General features: G+C 70.5%; 15 protein-coding genes. 9 read left to right on the top strand and 6 right to left on the bottom strand.

Going from position 1 to position 18,030, the window contains the following annotated elements; translation table 11 throughout:
* Nucleotides 1-39: 39 nt before the first annotated feature.
* The 3 genes from DEJ47_RS15735 (at nt 40) to DEJ47_RS15725 (ending at nt 4,709) form a co-directional block, all read left to right on the top strand.
* A complete protein-coding gene (locus DEJ47_RS15735) occupies nt 40-1,785 on the top strand; it encodes a PQQ-binding-like beta-propeller repeat protein (RefSeq protein ID WP_150168865.1) in 1,746 nt (581 codons plus the stop codon).
* A gap of 57 nt (nt 1,786-1,842) precedes the next feature.
* Nucleotides 1,843-3,744 (top strand): PQQ-binding-like beta-propeller repeat protein, encoded by a 1,902-nt coding sequence (locus DEJ47_RS15730; RefSeq protein ID WP_150168863.1) that lies wholly within the window; start codon nt 1,843-1,845, stop codon nt 3,742-3,744.
* Between the two features lie 224 nt (nt 3,745-3,968).
* Nucleotides 3,969-4,709 (top strand): helix-turn-helix transcriptional regulator, encoded by a 741-nt coding sequence (locus DEJ47_RS15725; protein WP_223828371.1) that lies wholly within the window; start codon nt 3,969-3,971, stop codon nt 4,707-4,709.
* A gap of 31 nt (nt 4,710-4,740) precedes the next feature.
* On the opposite strand, the gene DEJ47_RS15720 is transcribed toward DEJ47_RS15725, so the two are convergent.
* Together DEJ47_RS15720 and DEJ47_RS15715 are read right to left on the bottom strand one after the other, a co-directional pair.
* Complete coding sequence (locus DEJ47_RS15720) at nt 4,741-5,037, bottom strand: hypothetical protein (protein WP_150168862.1); 297 nt, start codon at nt 5,035-5,037, stop codon at nt 4,741-4,743.
* Between the two features lie 21 nt (nt 5,038-5,058).
* Entirely contained in the window at nt 5,059-6,747 is a 1,689-nt protein-coding gene (locus DEJ47_RS15715) for a sodium:solute symporter family protein (RefSeq protein WP_150168860.1), read from the bottom strand.
* A 168-nt stretch (nt 6,748-6,915) separates the two neighbouring features.
* Between DEJ47_RS15715 and galT the strand changes: the two genes are divergently transcribed.
* Genes galT through galK form a run of 3 tightly spaced genes read left to right on the top strand, consistent with a single transcriptional unit; the run spans nt 6,916 to nt 10,107 of the window.
* Nucleotides 6,916-7,977, top strand: a complete 1,062-nt coding sequence (gene galT / locus DEJ47_RS15710) for a galactose-1-phosphate uridylyltransferase (protein WP_150168858.1) — start codon at nt 6,916-6,918, stop codon at nt 7,975-7,977.
* Nucleotides 7,974-8,927, top strand: a complete 954-nt coding sequence (galE, locus tag DEJ47_RS15705) for a UDP-glucose 4-epimerase GalE (protein WP_150168856.1) — start codon at nt 7,974-7,976, stop codon at nt 8,925-8,927. The genes galT and galE overlap by 4 nt, the downstream gene beginning before the upstream one ends.
* Before the next feature lie 25 nt (nt 8,928-8,952).
* A complete protein-coding gene (galK, locus tag DEJ47_RS15700) occupies nt 8,953-10,107 on the top strand; it encodes a galactokinase (protein ID WP_150168854.1) in 1,155 nt (384 codons plus the stop codon).
* A 27-nt stretch (nt 10,108-10,134) separates the two neighbouring features.
* Here the strand turns inward: galK and DEJ47_RS15695 are convergent, their stop codons facing one another.
* Nucleotides 10,135-10,590 (bottom strand): GNAT family N-acetyltransferase, encoded by a 456-nt coding sequence (locus tag DEJ47_RS15695; protein WP_150175665.1) that lies wholly within the window; start codon nt 10,588-10,590, stop codon nt 10,135-10,137.
* A 264-nt stretch (nt 10,591-10,854) separates the two neighbouring features.
* Between DEJ47_RS15695 and DEJ47_RS15690 the strand changes: the two genes are divergently transcribed.
* Nucleotides 10,855-11,631, top strand: coding sequence for a LuxR C-terminal-related transcriptional regulator (locus DEJ47_RS15690; protein ID WP_150168853.1), 777 nt, complete (start codon nt 10,855-10,857; stop codon nt 11,629-11,631).
* On the opposite strand, the gene tamR is transcribed toward DEJ47_RS15690, so the two are convergent.
* The gene (gene tamR / locus DEJ47_RS15685) at nt 11,590-12,087 is read right to left on the bottom strand and encodes a MarR family transcriptional regulator TamR (RefSeq protein WP_150168851.1); all 498 of its coding nucleotides are present in this window, start codon (nt 12,085-12,087) and stop codon (nt 11,590-11,592) included. The genes DEJ47_RS15690 and tamR overlap by 42 nt on opposite strands.
* Before the next feature lie 119 nt (nt 12,088-12,206).
* Here tamR and DEJ47_RS15680 point away from each other — a divergent pair, with 119 nt between their 5' ends.
* Nucleotides 12,207-13,040, top strand: coding sequence for a trans-aconitate 2-methyltransferase (locus DEJ47_RS15680; RefSeq protein ID WP_150175664.1), 834 nt, complete (start codon nt 12,207-12,209; stop codon nt 13,038-13,040).
* Between the two features lie 141 nt (nt 13,041-13,181).
* Here DEJ47_RS15680 and DEJ47_RS15675 read toward each other — a convergent pair whose 3' ends face one another.
* Together DEJ47_RS15675 and DEJ47_RS15670 are read right to left on the bottom strand one after the other, a co-directional pair.
* Nucleotides 13,182-13,868: a TetR/AcrR family transcriptional regulator gene (locus DEJ47_RS15675; RefSeq protein ID WP_150168849.1), complete on the bottom strand. Its 687-nt coding sequence runs from the start codon at nt 13,866-13,868 to the stop codon at nt 13,182-13,184.
* On the bottom strand, nt 13,865-14,935 hold the full coding sequence (locus DEJ47_RS15670; RefSeq protein ID WP_190415433.1) for an acyl-CoA desaturase: 1,071 nt from the start codon (nt 14,933-14,935) through the stop codon (nt 13,865-13,867). Before DEJ47_RS15670 ends, DEJ47_RS15675 begins: the two co-directional genes overlap by 4 nt.
* A 285-nt stretch (nt 14,936-15,220) precedes the next feature.
* On the opposite strand from DEJ47_RS15670, the gene ppc reads away from it, so the two are divergent.
* Nucleotides 15,221-17,965: a phosphoenolpyruvate carboxylase gene (gene ppc, locus DEJ47_RS15665; RefSeq protein WP_150168847.1), complete on the top strand. Its 2,745-nt coding sequence runs from the start codon at nt 15,221-15,223 to the stop codon at nt 17,963-17,965.
* The last annotated feature ends 65 nt before the right edge of the window (nt 17,966-18,030 follow it).

The raw sequence follows: 18,030 nt of genomic DNA, 5'->3' as shown, positions 1-18,030 counted from the left end.
CATTTGGCGTGCCGAAAATCAGTGAAGGGGGGAGCGCTGATGACTCAGCCGCCCAACCAGCCGCCGCCCGGCGGTTTCGGAGCTCCGCAGCCACCTGGCCAGCCGCAACAGCCTCCGGGCCAGCCGCCGCAGGCACCGGGCCAGCAGCCGCCGCAGCCGGGCTACGGCTACCCGCAGCAGCCGGGCCCGTACCACCAGCCGCAGCAGCCGGGACCCTACGGCCAGCCGCAACAGCCCGGTCCCTACGGCCAGCCGCAGCAGCCAGGACCGTACGGAAATCAGCCACAGTACGGGTACGCGCAGCAGCCGACGCAGCCGCAGTTCGCAGGACCCGGCGTGCCCGGCACCCCGCCCGGCGACGGCAAGGGCAAGCGCAACAAGCTCGTCGTGATCGTCGCCGCCGCGGTGGCGGCCCTGCTCGTCGCGGGCGGTGTCACGTACGCCGTCGTGAGCGGTGACGACGGCGGCAAGAAGAAGCCCGAGGCGAAGAACAAGGGCCCGAAGCCCACCGCTTCCGCACCGGTCAACCCCGGCAACGGCAGCGGCGACGGCCACGAGGGCAAGGAAGACCTCAACGAGGGCCGCCAGGCCGGTGAGGCGAAGGTCCTCTGGTACAAGGAGGCGCCCCAGGTGCCCGGCTCCGGCGGTGACGCCCCGGGCATGTGGATCCAGGACGACATCGTGGTCAAGGCCGCGTACAAGCAGCTCCTCGCCTACAACGTGAAGACCGGCAGGACCGCCTGGAAGGCCATCACCTTCCCGGAGAAGCTCTGCGCCGCGACTCGGACGGCCACCGACGACGGCAAGATCGCCGTCGCGTACAAGGACGGCTCGCAGAGCGGTGCCGAGTGCAACCAGATCCAGGTCATCGACCTGAAGACCGGTGACAAGGGCTGGGGCCACCCGGTCAAGAAGGAGGGCCTGTTCGACTCGGCGCTCTCCAGCAACCTGGTCCTCGTCGACGACGTGCTGATGGTGGGCCGCGACCAGTCCGGCACGGCGCTGCGGATGAGCGACGGCAAGAAGCTCTACGTCGCGAAGAAGAAGGACGAGGGCACCTGCTTCCCCAACGGCTTCGCCGGCGGCGAGAAGCTCCTCATGGCCCTGTCCTGCGGCGCGAGCACGCCCACCGAGCACGACGAGCTCCAGCAGCTCGACCCGAAGACCGGGCGCGCGCTGTGGACCAAGAAGTTCCCCAAGGGCTGGCGCATCGGCAAGGTCTACTCGGGCAGTCCCACGGTCGTGTACCTCGCCAACGAGGACAAGAAGAAGTGGAACATCTCGGTGCTGAAGGAGAACAGCGACGAGACGCGTTCCGAGGTCGTCACCGACGACAACTTCGCGCCCGAGTGCGACACGGCGATCCTCAACCGCAAGCTGGACGGCTGCCTGGGCGTGACGACGGACGACAAGTACCTGTACCTGCCGTCCGACGAGAAGAGCGGCGCCAACCAGGTCGTCGCGTTCAGCCTGGCCACCGGCAAGGAGGCCTGGCGCGTCAAGTCGCCGCTGGACGAAACGATGCTTCCGCTGAAGGTCGAGGACGGCTCGCTGATCGCGTACGTCAAGCCGTCGTACGACTCCGGCGGCCGTGTCGTCTCCATCGCGACATCGGGATCGCACACGCCCAAGACCCTTCTGCAGCACCCGAAGGGCACCTCGCAGATCGAGAGCGGCTTCTACTCGAAGGACGTCGACTACGTGGACGGTCGCTTCTACATCTCGACGACCAACATCATGAGCACGTCCGGCCAGGCGAAGCTGATGCTCGCCTACGGCAAGTGACGCGCTCCCACCCAGTCATCCGCTCGACCGCTCTCGTCCCCAAGGAATAGACCCGTCATGACCCAGCCGCCCCAGCCACCCCAGCAGCCCCCGAACGAGCCCCCGCAGGGCGGCTTCGGCGCCCCGCAGGACCCTCCGCCCGGAGGCTTCGGCAAGGCCCCCGAGCCGTCGTACGGCTACCCGCAGGCCCCGCCGCCCGCGGCTCCGCCCGCGCCCCCCGGCCAGCCCCCGCAGGCCCCGCCGCCCGCGGCGCCCCCGGCCCCTCCGGCGCCCCCCGCGGGCCAGCCCACCTACGGCTACCCCCAGGCACCCCAAGCGCCCCAGCCGCCCCAGGCCCCGCAGAGCTACGCCTATCCGACGCAGCCCGCGCAGCCGCAGGTCCCGCAGGGCTACGGCTACCCGACGCAGCCCGCGCAGCCCCAGTACCAGCAGGGCTACCAGCAGCCGCCCACCATGCCGATGCAGCCGCAGCCCGGCGACTCCGGCTCCGGCGGCGGCAAGAAGATCAGCAGCCAGACGACGATCATCATCGCGGCGGTCGCCGCGATCGCGCTGATCGTCGGCGGCGGCGTCTTCTACGCCTCGACGAAGGACGACGACTCCAAGAACACCGCGCAGGAGTCGGGCGGCAAGGACGCCAAGGGCGGCAAGGACGGGAAGGGCGGCAAGGACGGCGGCGAAGCGGCGCCCGAGCAGGGCCCGGCCAAGGAGAAGGCCCCGGCCGACCCGGCTGCCAAGGTCCTCATGCAGCTCCCGCAGCCCGCGATCCCCAAGGACCAGATCTGGAACGCCACCGGGTCCGTCCTGACCGACGACACCTACGTCAAGGCGGGCGTCAACGAGCTGAACGGCTACGACCCGGACACCGGCAAGGAGAAGTGGTCGATCCCGCTCTCCGGCATGACGTGCGCGATGTCCCCCGAGGTCACCGAGGACGGCATCGCCGCCGTCGTCACCGAAGAGGCCAAGCGGAACAAGAAGGGCGACTACGAGCAGTGCAGCAACGTCTCGGCCGTCGACCTGAAGTCCGGTAAGAAGCTCTGGACCGAGAGCGTCGAGAGCAACGGCGTGAAGGCGACCTTCAAGGAAGTCACCATCTCGGGCACCACGATCGCCGCGGGCTCGGGCACCTCCAGCGGCGGCGCCGCCTGGGACGTCAAGGGCACCTCCCTGTGGAAGCCGAAGGTCGGCAAGTGCAAGGACGTCGGGTACGCGGGCGGTGACCAGCTCGTCGCGATCCGCGAATGCGGCACGTACGGCGACGAGACGCTGAAGGTCCAGCTCCTCGACCCGAAGACCGGCGACGACAAGTGGACGTACCCGATCGCCCCCGGCATCGACAACGCCAAGATCATCTCGACGAACCCGGTCGTCTTCGGCCAGGACACCACGAAGATCACGGCGTCCGGTGTCACGGACGTCTTCTCGCTCGGCAGCAACGGCAAGCTGCGCGCGAAGATCTCCCTGCCGGAAGGGAAGTACGATCACGACTGCGGCGTGAACATGGTCAACGACTGCAAGGCGATCGCGGTCGGCAACGACCGGCTGTACGTCCCGACGCGCCAGCACGACGGCAGCGGCGAGAGCTACAACCGCACCAACGAGATCGTGTCCTTCTCGCTGGCCACCGGCAAGCCCACCAGTGACCGCGCGGTCGCCGGCGACAACGGCGAGATCTTCCCGATCCGCATGGACGGCGGCAACGTCCTCGCGTACAAGGCGCACGGCTACAAGCAGGGCGCCCAGGTCGTCTCGCTCGACGGCAAGACGATGAAGGAGACCAAGCTCCTGGAGACCCCGGGCACCGAGGCGGTCACCGAGGCGATCAGCGGCATGGTCCCGAAGTCCAACGAACTCCTCTACGCCGACGGGCACTTGTTCCTCGGCAAGAAGCTGCTGAGCAAGCCCTACTCGAAGGACGAAAAGGAGTACGTGGCACTCGGCTTCGTCGCGAAGTAGTCGAACAGGCACGGCGCCACGGACGGCGGCGGGCGCCCCCACGCACCACGGGGGGCGCCCGCCGCCGTTCGCGTACCACCCGCGTCTCGCCAACGCCCCCCGAATGGCAAGGATTTCGGCATTCCGGGCCGCTTCTGGCCGGTAGGGGGCGCGTAACGTCGAACAAGCGTGTAGCTTCCGGGGGATGAAGGGGCGGGGGGCCCGCGGGAAACTGGGGGGTTGCTATGGGTGTGCGGCTCATGGTGGTCGACGATCACCGACTGCTCGCCGAGGCCCTCGCCTCGGCACTGAAACTGCGCGGGCACCGCGTGCTCGCCGCCGCCGCGCCCGCCGCGGGCGCCGCGGAACTGGTCATCAGCAGGGCCCCGGAGGTCTGCCTCCTGGGGACGGCCACACCGGCCGAACCGGGCATGTTCGACCCGGTCGTGAAGATCAAGCGGGACCGTCCGCAGGTCGCGGTCGTGGTGCTCGGCCCGGTGCCGAGCCCGCGCGGGATCGCCGCGGCCTTCGCCTCCGGCGCCTCCGGCTACGTACGCCATGACGAGCGCATCGAAGGAGTGGAGCGCGCCATCATGAAGGCGCGTGCCGGAGAGGCCGCCGTCGCGCCCCAGTTGCTGCAGGGGGCGTTCAGCGAACTGCTCAATCCGGCCGCGCAGCCCGACGACGAGGGGCAGCGGCTGCTGCAGATGCTCACGCCCCGCGAGGTCGAGGTCCTGGTGCGGGTCGCCGACGGCGAGGACACCCGGCTGATCGCCGCGGGCATGGGGATAGCCCCGAGCACCGCGCGCACGCACGTGCAGCGGGTCCTGATGAAGCTGGGTGTCGGATCGCGCCTGGAGGCCGCCGCGCTCGCGGCGCGCACGGGACTGCTGGAGCGCGCCGAGCGGCCCGCGTCGGCGTACGCGCACCATGCGGGCGCCGCGGAGGGCACGGAGATGACGACGGGACCCGAGCCACCGCGGTGAACTCGGGCCCCCGTCGTCGCAGGAGCGGGGGTCAGTCGTCCGACGGGCCCTCGGCGGGGGCGGCCGCCGGGCGCAGCCAGAGCCATCCCAGGAAGAAGAGCCCGAGGGCGAGCATGCCGAGGCCCGTCCACAGGTTGATGTTGATGTCCTCGGCCTTCTTCAGGTCGGCGTCGGACGCGGTGATCCCGGCGATCGTCACGATGATTCCGTAGACGACGAAGAGGCCGCCGATGATGCGCCGGATGTCGAAGAGGCGCGCGGCTGTCGCGGACTTGCGCTCCAGCTCGGAGACTTCGTCGTGCAGGTCGGAGTTGTGCTGGTCGGACATGTCTTCGGTCCTCCGATCGGTCTAGAGCGAGTACGGCAGGTAGCAGGCCGCGGCGAGCACGATGGCACCCCAGCCGAGCAGGGCCGGCTTGCGGTACCAGGCGTCGTCGCCCTCCTCCGTCCCCTCGTCCTCCAGGCCCGGCGAGGCCGTCCCGTAGACCAGGCCCGCGAGCTCCGCCTCCGGCTTCGGCGCGGTGAAGAGGGTGACGACGACCATGACGACGGCACCGGCGACGAAGCCGACGATCGCCGAGACGAAGTTGGCGCCCTGGTCGGTCGGGATGTCGATGACGCCCTGCTTGTAGATCCAGAAGTAGTTGACCATCGCGGCGCCGGTGCCCGCGACGAGGCCCCAGACACCGGACTTCATCGAGGCCCGCTTCCAGAACATGCCGATGATGAAGACGACGAACATCGGGACGTTGAAGAAGGAGAAGAGGGTCTGCAGGTACCCCATGATGTTCGAGAACGACGAGGCGATGAACGCCGTGCCGATGGAGGCGAGCACACCGATCGCGGTGATGAGCCGCCCGAAGTTCAGGTAGTAGCCGTCCTCGCGGTCCTTGACCACGTACTTCGCCCAGATGTCGTACGTGAAGACGGTGTTGAAGGACGAGACGTTCGCCGCCATGCCCGCCATGAACGCGGCGAGCAGACCGGTGACCGCGATGCCGAGGACGCCGTTGGGCAGCAGCTCCTGCATCAGGTACGGGATCGCGTCGTTGTACGTCAGGTCGGAGCCCGGCGTGCCTATCTTCGGGACGAGGACGGCGGCGACCAGGCCCGGGATCATCACCAGGAAGACGATGAAGATCTTCGGGAAGGCGGCGATGAGCGGGGTGCGCTGGGCGGCGCTGAGGTTCTTCGCGGAGAGGGCGCGCTGCACCTCGGCGAAGTTGGTCGTCCAGTAGCCGAAGGAGAGCACGAAGCCGAGGCCGAGGATGATCGTCAGCCAGTTGGCGCCGAGCGGGTTGGCGTCACCGATGCCGGTGCCGCCCCAGGCGGTCATGAAGTTCTCGCCGTGCTGCTTCTCGATGGAGCCGGTGAGACCGTCCCAGCCGCCGACCTTCTTCAGGCCGATGACGCAGATCGGGATGAGCGCGGCGAGGATCACGAAGAACTGCAGGACCTCGTTGTAGATCGCCGAGGAGAGCCCGCCGATCGTGATGTACGCGAGGACGAAGAGTCCCGCGACGACGATCGCCACCCACTGCGGCCAGCCGAGGAGCGCCTCGACGACGATGGAGAGGGCGTAGAGGTTGACGCCCGCGATGAGGATCGCCGCGAAGGCGAAGAGCGCCGAGCTGAGCAGGTGCGCCGACTTGTCGAAGCGCTGGAGCAGGAACTCGGGGACGGAGCGGACCTTGCTGCGGTAGTAGAACGGCATCATGACCAGGCCGAGGAAGACCATGGCCGGGATGGCGCCGATCCAGTACCAGTGGACGACCGCGACGCCGTACTGCGCGCCGGTGGCGGCCATGCCCAGGATCTCGGTGGCGCCCAGGTTCGCGGCGACGAAGGCGAGACCGGTGACCCACGCGGGCAGGGAGCGGCCCGAGAGGAAGAAGTCGAGACTGGTCTTCACGGAGCGCCGGGCGGCGAAGCCGATGCCGAGGACCACGGCGAAGTAGATCGCCAGGATCGCGTAGTCGAGGCCGTTGGTGGGCAGCCGAAGCCCCTCGGCCAGGGTTGTCGTGGTGGGGGACTGCATGTGAACTCGCTTCGTTGCGCGAACGGATCAGTCGGGAACCTACGCCTCTCGCTTCAATAACTGAACAGTTCTGTTGGTGTTCTTTGTTTGATTGTGATCGTTGACGTCGCTGTTGGCTTGTGGTTTGTTATGTTCGGTTCTGTTGGTGGGTGATGAGGAGCCCCGGACGTGAAGAAGACCTCGACCCGTCTCGCCGACGGTCGTGAGCTCATCTACTACGACGTACGCGACGACACCGTCCGCGACGCCGTCGACCGGCGCCCGCTCGCGCCCGTCGCCACCACGTCGGAGGTCCGCAAGGACCCCCTTCTCGGCGACTCCGTGGCCATCGCCTCGCACCGCCAGGCCCGCACCTACCACCCGCCGGCCGACGAGTGCCCCCTCTGCCCGTCCGCCGGAGACCGGCTCAGCGAGATCCCCGACGCGTCGTACGACGTCGTGGTCTTCGAGAACCGCTTCCCCTCGCTCGCGGGCGACGCGGGCCGCTGCGAGGTCGTCTGCTTCACCTCCGACCACGACGCGTCCTTCGCGGACCTCACTCCCGAGCAGGCCGCGCTCGTCCTGGAGGCGTGGACCGACCGGACCGCCGAGCTCTCCCACCTGCCCTCCGTCGAGCAGGTCTTCTGCTTCGAGAACCGCGGCGCCGAGATCGGCGTGACCCTCGGCCACCCGCACGGGCAGATCTACGCGTACCCCTTCGTCACCCCGCGCACGAACCTGATGCTGCGCTCGCTCGCCGAGTTCAAGAAGTCGTCGGGCGGCGGCAACCTCTTCGACGACGTCGTCGCCGGGGAGAGCAAGGGGGAGCGGGTCGTCCTGGAAGGCGAGCACTGGATCGCGTTCGTGCCGTACGCGGCGCACTGGCCCTACGAGGTCCACCTCCACCCGAAGCGCCGGGTGCCCGACCTGCTCGGGCTCGACGAGGCGGCGCGCACGGAGTTCCCACGGATCTATCTGGAACTCCTGAGGCGCTTCGACCGGATCTTCGGCACGGAGGAGAACCCCACTCCCTACATCGCCGCATGGCACCAGGCACCCTTCGGGCCGCTGGAGGGACATGACGGGATCAACCGGGACGACTTCGCCCTCCATCTCGAACTTTTCACGATTCGCCGCACTTCGGGCAAGCTGAAGTTCCTCGCGGGTTCCGAATCCGGTATGAGCGTGTTCATCAACGACGTGCCGCCGGAAGCCGCGGCCCAGCGACTGCGAGAGGTAGCGAGTTCATGAGCGGTAAGTACCTGGTCACCGGTGGTGCGGGCTACGTCGGAAGTGTGGTGGCCCGGCATCTGCTCGAGGCCGGGCACGAGGTGACCGTCCTCGACAACCTCTCGACCGGTTTCCGCGAAGGCGTCCCCGCCGGCGCCTCGTTCATCGAGGGCGACATCCGCGATGCCGCCAAGTGGCTGGACTCCTCCTACGACGCCGTCCTCCACTTCGCCGCCTTCTCGCAGGTCGGCGAGTCCGTCGTGAAGCCAGAGAAGTACTGGGACAACAACGTCGGCGGCACCATGGCGCTGCTCGCCGCCATGCGCGACGCCGACGTGCGCAGGCTCGTCTTCTCCTCGACGGCCGCGACGTACGGCGAGCCCGTGAACACCCCCATCACGGAGACCGACCCCACCGCCCCCACCTCGCCCTACGGCGCCTCCAAGCTCGCCGTCGACCACATGATCACCGGCGAGGCCGCCGCGCACGGCCTGGCCGCCGTCTCCCTGCGCTACTTCAACGTCGCGGGCGCGTACGGCGACTGCGGCGAGCGCCACGACCCCGAGTCGCACCTCATCCCGCTCGTCCTCCAGGTCGCGCAGGGCAGGCGCGAGGCCATCAGCGTCTTCGGCGACGACTACCCGACCCCCGACGGGACCTGCGTCCGCGACTACATCCACGTCGCCGACCTCGCCGAGGCCCACCTCCTCGCCGTCGAGGCCGCCACGCCCGGCGAGCACCTGATCTGCAACCTCGGCAACGGCAACGGCTTCTCCGTGCGCGAGGTCATCGAGACCGTCCGCAAGGTCACCGGGCACCCGATCCCCGAGGTCGTGGCCCCGCGCCGCGGCGGCGACCCGGCGGTCCTCGTCGCGTCCGCGGCCACCGCGCGCGAGAAGCTCGGCTGGAATCCGTCCCGCGCGGACCTCGCGGGCATCGTCGCCGACGCATGGGCCTTCGCCCAGCGCTGACCTGACCGGGAGCAAGGGGTAACCGATGGACGTAGCGGGGAAGTTCGCCGAGCTGTACGGGTACGAGCCGGAGGGCGTCTGGTCGGCGCCGGGCCGGGTCAACCTCATCGGCGAGTACACGGACTTCAACGAGGGCTTCGTCATGCCGCTCGCGCTGCCGCACACCGCGGTGGCGGCGGTCGCACGCCGCACCGACGGTGTCCTGCGGCTCCACTCCGCGGACATCGACGCCCCCGTCGCCGAACTCCGCGTCGACGACCTCGAACCCCTCTCGAAGTACGGACAGGGCGGCTGGGCCGCCTACCCGGCCGGTGTGGTCTGGGCGCTGCGGGACGCGGGCCACGACGTCTCCGGCGGCGCCGACGTCCATCTCGCCTCGACCGTGCCGACCGGGGCGGGCCTGTCCTCGTCGGCCGCGCTGGAGGTCGTCACGGCGCTCGCCATGAACGACCTGTACGGACTCGGGCTCGACCGGCCGCGCCTCGCGGTCCTCGCCCAGCGCGCCGAGAACGCCTTCGTCGGCGTGCCGTGCGGTGTGATGGACCAGATGGCCTCCGCGTGCGCCATGGAGGGCCACGCCCTGCACCTGGACTGCCGCGACCTCGCGATACGCCAGGTCCCCTTCGACCTCGCCGCCCACGGCCTGCGGCTCCTCGTCGTCGACACCCGCGTCAAGCACGAGCTGGGCGACGGGGCGTACGCGGAGCGGCGGGCCGGCTGCGAGGAGGGCGCGCGCATCCTCGGCGTCTCGCACCTGCGGGACGTGGCGTACGACGAACTGCCCGCGGCCCTGGCCGAGTTGACGGACGAGAAGATCCGCCGCTACGTCCGCCACATCGTCTCGGACAACCACCGCGTCGAGCAGGTCATCGACCTCCTCGACTCCGGCGACGTCCGCGCGACCGGCCCCGTCCTCACCGAGGGCCACGCCTCGCTCCGCGACGACCTGCGCATCTCCTGCCCCGAACTGGACCTGGTCGTCACCTCCGCGAACGCGGCGGGCGCGCTCGGCGCCCGGATGACCGGCGGCGGCTTCGGCGGCTCGGCGGTCGTCCTGGTGGAGTCGGCGGACGAGGACACGGTGACGAAGTCGGTCCTGGAGGCCTTCGCCGCGGCGGGCTTCACGGCACCGCGCGTGTTCCCCGCGGAAGCGTCGGCGGGGGCACGCCGGGAGGCCTGAGCGCCGGAGGACGTTTCGCCCGGCCGCTCAGCCGAGCCGCTTGGTGAGCGTGAACTCCTTGACGCCCTCGGGGTAGTCGGGGATCACGCTCACCAGCTCGTAGCCCTGGTTCCGGTAGAAGCCCGGCGCCTGGAAGTCCCAGGTCTCCACACGGGAGTTGACGCACCCGCGCTCCTCCCGGGCCACCCGCTCCGCCTCGGCCAGGAGGCGGGAACCGAGCCCCGCCCCGCGGTGCCGGTCGTCGACCCAGAGGTGATTCACGTGGAGCCAGCGGGCCCACGTGTGCGCGGCGAGACCCGCCGCGAGTCCGCCGCGCCCGTCCAACGCCCATACGGCCAACGGGACTTCCTGGTCCTCACGCGTCCCGCGCAGGGCTCTGAGCTCAGGTGACGCCGCCGTGTTCGTCTCGCTCAGCCGCGAGCGAAGCAGACCGAGCCGCTCCTTGTCGACTCCCGTCTCAATACGAAACATAAGGCTCACCATAAACGCGCTGGCCAACCAGTTCTGCAAATCACCTTCCGCTCCCGGCGTCCGGCCCTACTCTGAAGGGCAGTGCCGGTGGGGGCCGGTACTGATCAGGGGGCGAGACAGTCGGGTACGGCGCCCGGCGTGGGGGTGACGGTGACAGCGCGGCGGCGGCCGTGCGACCGTGTCGGCCTCCGCTCCGTGCGCCGTACCCGCACCAGCCGTTCTCCGATGATGGGGTATCCCCCGCTTCCGGCAGGAAGCGTGGGGAAGGGGGTTTCTGTGGTTCGCATTCGAGTCCTGGTCGTCGACGACCACCGTATCTTCGCCGAGTCGCTTGCCGCGGCGCTCGCGGCCGAACCGGACGTCGACGTGTCCGCGGCCGGCAGTGGCCCCGCCGCGCTGCGGTGCCTGGAGCGCGCGGTCACCGAAGGCCGCAGATTCGACGTGCTGCTCGTCGACGCCGACCTCGGCAGCACCGCGAGCGCACTGCAGGGCACCAGGCCCGCCGTGTCCGTGCAGGACGGCAACGCGGACGGACTCGTCGACGGCATCTCGCTGGTCGCGGGCGTCCGTTCGGGCCAGCCGGCCGTGCGCACCGTCGTCCTCGCCGAGAAGGACGACCCGCGCCGCGCGGCCCTCGCCCTCCAGGCCGGCGCGTCGGGCTGGGTCGCCAAGGACTGCTCGCTGTCCCGTCTCCTGACGGTGATACGTGGCGTGCTGAGGGACGAGACGCACCTGCCGCCCGCCCTGCTCACCGGCGTCCTGCGGGAGCTGACCGCGGCCCGCAAGCACCGCACCGAGTCCGAGCGGCTCGTCGAGTCGCTGACCCCGCGCGAGCGGGAGGTGCTGCGCTGCATGGTGGCGGGACTCGGCCGCAAGGCGGTCGCCGAGCGGCTCTTCCTCTCCCCGCACACGGTGCGGACGCACATGCAGAACGTGCTGGGGAAGCTGGGCGTCCACTCCACCCTCGCCGCCGTGGCGCTCGCCCGGCGCGCGGGTGTCGGTCCCGCCGACCTAGCCGGGGATGTTGTCGAACGGGGCGGTCAACTGGCGTAGCAGCGCGGCCAGTTCGGCGCGCTGGGCGCGGGAGAGTTCCGCGAGGATCGCCCGCTCCTGTTCCAGCAGACCGGCGAGGGCCTGGTCCGCGCGGTCCCGGCCCTCCGCGGTCAGGCGCACGAGGACGCCGCGGCGGTCGCTCGGGTCCGGGAGGCGCTCGACGAGGCCCTTCTTCGCGAGGCGGTCGATGCGGTTCGTCATGGTGCCCGAGGTCACCAGCGTCTGGGTGAGCAGCTGGCCGGGGGAGAGCTGGTAGGGCGCGCCCGCGCGCCGCAGCGACGTCAGGACGTCGAACTCCCACGGCTCGAGATTGTGCTCCGAGAAGGCGAGCCTGCGGGCGCGGTCCAGGTGCCGCGCGAGCCTGCTCACGCGGCTGAGCACCTCGAGTGGTTCCACGTCGAGGTCAGGGCGCTCCCGGCGCCACGCTGCGACCAGCCGATCGACCTCGTCCTCCATGACGATCAGTGTAGGGGGTCTGTCGACGTGAAGTCTCTTGACGTCAAGATACCTCGGGTTCAGGATGAGGCCAGACCCCCGTAACCGAGGAGGCCCGCCCCATGCCTGCCGAGCCCACCATGCCCGCCGTGCCCTCCGCCGCCACCTGGGACCCCCACCAGTACCTGCGCCACGCCGACCACCGCTCCCGCCCCTTCGTCGACCTGCTCGCCCGCGTCCCCGAGCTCCCCGCCTCCGGGCGCCCGCCCCGCATCGCCGACCTCGGCTGCGGCCCCGGCAACGTCACCCGGCTCCTCACGGCCCGCTGGCCCACCGCACACGTCACGGGCCTCGACAACTCCCCGGCGATGCTCGCGAGGGCCGCGGAGCTGGTCGGCCCCACGGAGGGCGGCGGCCACCTGGACTTCGCGCGGGCGGACGCCACGTCCTGGACCCCGCCCCCGGGCACGTACGACCTGATCCTCTCCAACGCCACCCTGCAATGGGTGCCGGACCACGTCGTCTCCTTCCCGGCGTGGGTCGAGGCGCTGACCCCCGGCGGGACCTTCGCCTTCCAGGTGCCGGGCAACTTCGATGCCCCGAGCCACGTCCTGATGCGCGACCTCGCCGCGTCCCCCCGCTGGCGCGACCGCCTCGGCGGCGTCCTGCGCCACGCTGACGCGGTGCTCCCGCCGGGGGCTTACCTGGAACGGCTCGCGGACCTCGGCTGCGAGGTCGACGCGTGGGAGACGACGTACCAGCACCTCCTCGCGGGCGAGGACCCGGTCCTGGACTGGGTGAAGGGCACGGGCCTGCGCCCGGTCCTGACGGCCCTGTCGGACGACGGGGCGGCGACGCAGACGTTCCTGGACGAATACCGGACCCTCCTCCGAAAGGCCTACCCGCCCACGCCCCACGGCACGGTGTTCCCGTTCCGCCGGGTGTTCGCGGTGGCCCGCAGGAGGGACGCGTGACCCTGACGTCCCTCGACCGCGTCCAGCTGGACGCGGCGGGGCTGGTTGCGTCGGGGCAGGGTGCGGCGCAGGGCCCCGGCCGGACAGGCGACCGCACCACGGCAGGCAGGGTGGCGGCAGGGGAGCGGCTGACCCAGGGGGTCAGCTTTTGCGGTGGCCTATCAGGCGCGGCTTCGGTTCCAGCCCGTCCAGGCCGTGCCACGCCAGGTTGACGAGGTGCGCCGCCACCTCCGCCTTCTTCGGCTTGCGCGCGTCCAGCCACCACTGGCCCGTCAGCGCGACCATGCCGACCAGCGCCTGCGCGTACAGCGGGGCCAGCTTCTGGTCGAAGCCGCGGCCCTTGAACTCCTGGCCGAGGATGTCCTCGACCTGCGTGGCGATGTCGGAGATGAGGGACGCGAAGGTGCCCGTCGACTGCGCCACGGGCGAGTCACGGACCAGGATGCGGAAGCCGTCCGTGTACGTCTCGATGTAGTCGAGCAGGGCGAACGCGGCCTGTTCGAGGAGTTCCCGCGGGTGCCCCGCGGTGAGCGCGCTCGTCACCATGTCCAGGAGCTGCCGCATCTCGCGGTCCACCACGACCGCGTACAGCCCCTCCTTGCCGCCGAAGTGCTCGTACACGACCGGCTTGGAGACCCCCGCCTTCGCGGCGATCTCCTCCACGGACGTGCCCTCGAAGCCCTTGGCGGCGAACAGGGTGCGGCCGATGTCCAGCAGCTGTTCCCGCCGTTCGGCACCCGTCATACGGGTCCGGCGGGTGCGCCGGGGCTGCTTCTCTTTGCCGGCAGGGATGGAATTGCTGGAGTCGGTCGCCACGTCGTCAATCATGCCGCGTCGGAGGCGGCAGCCCCGCGCCGGGACTCGGCCGCGCCCTCCGGCTTGCGGCGCGAGTCGATCCGCGACCGCGAAGGCCACCGCACGTCGTAGGCCCAGCCGAGCTGCTCGCACCACCGGATGATCCGCGCCGACGAGTCGACCTGACCCCGCATCACCCCGTGCCGCGCCGACGTCGGGTCGGCGTGGTGCAGGTTGTGCCAGGACTCGCCGCAGGACAGCACCGCGAGCCACCACACGTTGCCCGACCGGTCACGGGACTTGAAGGGGCGCTTGCCCACCGCGTGGCAGATCGAGTTGATCGACCACGTGACGTGGTGCAGCAGCGCGACGCGGACGAGCGACCCCCAGAAGAACGCCGTGAACGCGCCCCACCACGACATCGTGACCAGGCCGCCGACCAGCGGCGGGATGGACAGGGAAACGATCGTCCAGAACAGGAACTGGCGGGAGATGCGGCGGATCGCCGGGTCCTTGATCAGGTCCGGCGCGTACTTCTCCTGCGGCGTCTGCTCCTCGTCGAACATCCACCCGATGTGCGCCCACCACAGGCCCTTCATCAGGGCGGGAACCGTCTCGCCGAACCGCCACGGGGAGTGCGGGTCGCCCTCCGCGTCCGAGAACTTGTGGTGCTTGCGGTGGTCGGCCACCCAGCGCACGAGAGGGCCCTCGACCGCCATGGAGCCCGCGACGGCCAGCGCGATGCGCAGCGGCCGCCTGGCCTTGAAGGAGCCGTGCGTGAAGTAGCGGTGGAAGCCGATGGTGATGCCGTGGCACCCCAGGTAGTACATGAAGACGAGCAGGCCGAGGTCCAGCCAGCTTACGCCCCAGCCCCAGGCCAGCGGCACCGCCGCGACCAGGGCCAGGAAGGGGACGGCGATGAAGAGCAGCAGCGCCACCTGTTCGAGCGAGCGTTTCTGCTCGCCGCCCAGCGTCGCCGACGGCGGCGCGACGTCGGTGGCGGTGGCGGTGGCGGTGGGGGAGCTCGCGTCCGCCCGGGGAGCGTCTGGAGCGTCGTCGATCACATCGGCCTCGGAGTACGCATCGGAGGTTGTCGTCATGGGCACGTCCCCTGTGGGGTCGAGGGTTGGGGTGGGAGCGGTGCACGGGCACGGTTCCTGCAACGGCTGCCACACCGCGTTTCCTACGGTTCCGTAACCTACGGCGACGTAAGTATGGCAGTGCGGAGCCTCGCGGCAAGAGGCCGCGAGCTCTGTGCCCGATGTGACACCTATCCTTGGAGACGGTCGGACAGCGCGGTCCGCTCTGTATCTCCCCCCCCCGGTATCCCCATCGGGGACCTCTCCCAGTCTTGAAGCGCTTCAACACTGCAAGGAGCCGCACCTGTGAGCAGTGCCGACGACCAGGGCCAGCAGGCCACCAGCACCGCCAGCACCGAGCTGCGCGCCGACATCCGCCGCCTCGGCGACCTGCTCGGCGAGACCCTCGTACGCCAGGAGGGCCCCGAGCTCCTCGACCTGGTCGAAAAGGTCCGCCGCCTGACGCGCGAGGACGGCGAGGCCGCCGCCACCCTCCTCGGCGGTACGGAACTGGAGACCGCGGCCAAGCTGGTCCGCGCCTTCTCCACGTACTTCCATCTGGCGAACGTGACCGAGCAGGTCCACCGCGGACGCGAGCTGCGCGCCAAGCGCGCCGCCGAGGGCGGGCTCCTCGCACGCACCGCGGACCGGCTCAAGGACGCCGACCCCGAGCACCTGCGCCAGACGGTGCAGAACCTCAACGTGCGCCCCGTCTTCACCGCGCACCCCACCGAGGCCGCCCGCCGCTCCGTGCTCAACAAGCTCCGCCGCGTCGCCGAGCTCCTGGAGACGCCGGTCATCGAGTCCGACCGGCGCCGTCACGACGTCCGCCTCGCCGAGAACATCGACCTGGTGTGGCAGACCGACGAGCTCCGCGTGGTGCGCCCCGAGCCCGCCGACGAGGCCCGCAACGCCATCTACTACCTCGACGAGCTGCACGCGGGCGCCGTCGGCGACGTCCTGGAGGACCTCACCGCGGAGCTGGAGCGCGTCGGCGTCGAGCTGCCCGAGGGCACCCGCCCCCTCAGCTTCGGCACCTGGATCGGCGGCGACCGCGACGGCAACCCGAACGTGACGCCCGCCGTCACCTGGGACGTCCTGATCCTCCAGCACGAGCACGGGATCAACGACGCGCTCGACATGATCGACGAGCTGCGCGGCTTCCTCTCCAACTCCATCCGCTACACCGGGGCCACCGAGGAGCTGAAGACGTCCCTCCAGGACGACCTGGAGCGCCTGCCCGAGATCAGCCCCCGCTACAAGCGCCTCAACGCCGAGGAGCCCTACCGCCTCAAGGCCACCTGCATCCGGCAGAAGCTGGAGAACACCAAGCAGCGCCTGGCCAAGGGCACCCCGCACGAGGAAGGCCGCGACTACCTCGGCACCGCCGAGCTCCTGCACGACCTCACGCTCATCCAGACCTCGCTGCGCGAGCACAAGGGCGCCCTGTTCGCCGACGGCCGGATGAACCGCACCATCCGCACCCTCGCCGCCTTCGGTCTCCAGCTCGCCACGATGGACGTACGCGAGCACGCGGACGCCCACCACCACGCGCTCGGCCAGCTCTTCGACCGGCTCGGCGAGGAGTCCTGGCGGTACGCGGACATGCCGCGCGAGTACCGCCAGAAGCTGCTCGCCAAGGAGCTCAGGTCCCGGCGCCCGCTCGGCCCCTCCCCGGCACCGGTCGACGCCGCGGGCGAGAAGACCCTCGGTGTCTTCCTCACCGTCAAGAAGGCCCTGGAGGTCTTCGGCCCCGAGGTCATCGAGTCGTACATCATCTCGATGTGCCAGGGCGCGGACGACGTGTTCGCCGCGGCGGTCCTCGCGCGCGAGGCGGGCCTCATCGACCTGCACGCCGGCTGGGCGAAGATCGGCATCGTGCCGCTCCTGGAGACCACCGACGAGCTGCGCGCCGCCGACGTCATCCTCGACGAGATGCTCGCCGACCCGTCGTACCGCCGCCTGGTCGCCCTGCGCGGCGACGTCCAGGAGGTCATGCTCGGCTACTCGGACTCCTCCAAGTTCGGCGGCATCACCACCTCCCAGTGGGAGATCCACCGCGCCCAGCGCCGCCTGCGCGACGTCGCCCACCGCTACGGCGTGCGCCTGCGCCTCTTCCACGGCCGCGGCGGCACCGTCGGCCGCGGCGGCGGCCCCTCGCACGACGCGATCCTCGCGCAGCCGTGGGGCACGCTGGAGGGCGAGATCAAGGTGACCGAGCAGGGCGAGGTCATCTCCGACAAGTACCTCGTGCCGTCACTGGCCCGCGAGAACCTCGAACTGACCGTCGCGGCGACGCTGCAGGCCTCCGCCCTGCACACCGCGCCGCGCCAGTCCGACGAGGCTCTCGCCCGCTGGGACGCCGCGATGGACGTCGTCTCGGACGCCGCGCACTCCGCGTACCGCAAGCTGGTCGAGGACCCGGACCTGCCGAACTACTTCCTCGCGTCGACGCCGGTCGACCAGCTCGCCGACCTGCACCTCGGCTCCCGGCCCTCGCGCCGCCCCGGCTCGGGCGTCTCGCTCGACGGCCTGCGCGCCATCCCGTGGGTCTTCGGCTGGACCCAGTCCCGGCAGATCGTGCCCGGCTGGTTCGGCGTCGGCTCGGGCCTCAAGGCGCTGCGGGAGGCGGGCCTGGACACCGTCCTCGACGAGATGCACGAGCACTGGCACTTCTTCCGGAACTTCGTCTCCAACGTCGAGATGACGCTCGCGAAGACGGACCTGCGGATCGCCAGGCACTACGTGGACACGCTCGTGCCCGACGAGCTCAAGCACGTCTTCGACATGATCGAGGAGGAGCACGAGCTCACGGTCCGCGAGGTCCTGCGCGTCACGGGCGGGGAGCAGCTCCTCGACTCCCACCCGGCGCTCCAGCAGACCTTCGCGATCCGCGACGCCTACCTGGACCCGATCTCGTACCTCCAGGTGGCGCTGCTCAAGCGCCAGCGCGACGCGGCGGCGGCGGGCACCGACCCGGACCCGCTCCTGGGCCGCGCACTGCTGCTCACGGTGAACGGCGTGGCGGCGGGCCTCCGCAACACGGGCTGATCTGCCCCCGCAGACGTCGACGGCCCACCCGATTCCGTTCGGGTGGGCCGTCGGCGTACGGGGGC

The organism is Streptomyces venezuelae (assembly GCF_008642355.1).
GTDB classification, from domain to species: domain Bacteria; phylum Actinomycetota; class Actinomycetes; order Streptomycetales; family Streptomycetaceae; genus Streptomyces; species Streptomyces venezuelae_B.
Note: the sequence above shows the minus strand (reverse complement) of the source record. Positions and strands in the feature narration are given on the sequence as shown.

Bases quoted from the DNA above. Each gene is read 5' to 3' on its own strand.
- DEJ47_RS15735 (WP_150168865.1), top strand. From the start codon at position 40: ATGACTCAGCCGCCCAACCAGCCGCCGCCCGGCGGTTTCGGAGCTCCG.
- DEJ47_RS15730 (WP_150168863.1), top strand. From the start codon at position 1,843: ATGACCCAGCCGCCCCAGCCACCCCAGCAGCCCCCGAACGAGCCCCCG.
- DEJ47_RS15725 (WP_223828371.1), top strand. From the start codon at position 3,969: ATGGGTGTGCGGCTCATGGTGGTCGACGATCACCGACTGCTCGCCGAG.
- DEJ47_RS15720 (WP_150168862.1), bottom strand. From the start codon at position 5,037: ATGTCCGACCAGCACAACTCCGACCTGCACGACGAAGTCTCCGAGCTG.
- DEJ47_RS15715 (WP_150168860.1), bottom strand. From the start codon at position 6,747: ATGCAGTCCCCCACCACGACAACCCTGGCCGAGGGGCTTCGGCTGCCC.
- galE (WP_150168856.1), top strand. From the start codon at position 7,974: ATGAGCGGTAAGTACCTGGTCACCGGTGGTGCGGGCTACGTCGGAAGT.
- galK (WP_150168854.1), top strand. From the start codon at position 8,953: ATGGACGTAGCGGGGAAGTTCGCCGAGCTGTACGGGTACGAGCCGGAG.
- DEJ47_RS15695 (WP_150175665.1), bottom strand. From the start codon at position 10,590: ATGGTGAGCCTTATGTTTCGTATTGAGACGGGAGTCGACAAGGAGCGG.
- tamR (WP_150168851.1), bottom strand. From the start codon at position 12,087: ATGGAGGACGAGGTCGATCGGCTGGTCGCAGCGTGGCGCCGGGAGCGC.
- DEJ47_RS15680 (WP_150175664.1), top strand. From the start codon at position 12,207: ATGCCCGCCGTGCCCTCCGCCGCCACCTGGGACCCCCACCAGTACCTG.
- DEJ47_RS15675 (WP_150168849.1), bottom strand. From the start codon at position 13,868: ATGATTGACGACGTGGCGACCGACTCCAGCAATTCCATCCCTGCCGGC.
- DEJ47_RS15670 (WP_190415433.1), bottom strand. From the start codon at position 14,935: ATGACGACAACCTCCGATGCGTACTCCGAGGCCGATGTGATCGACGAC.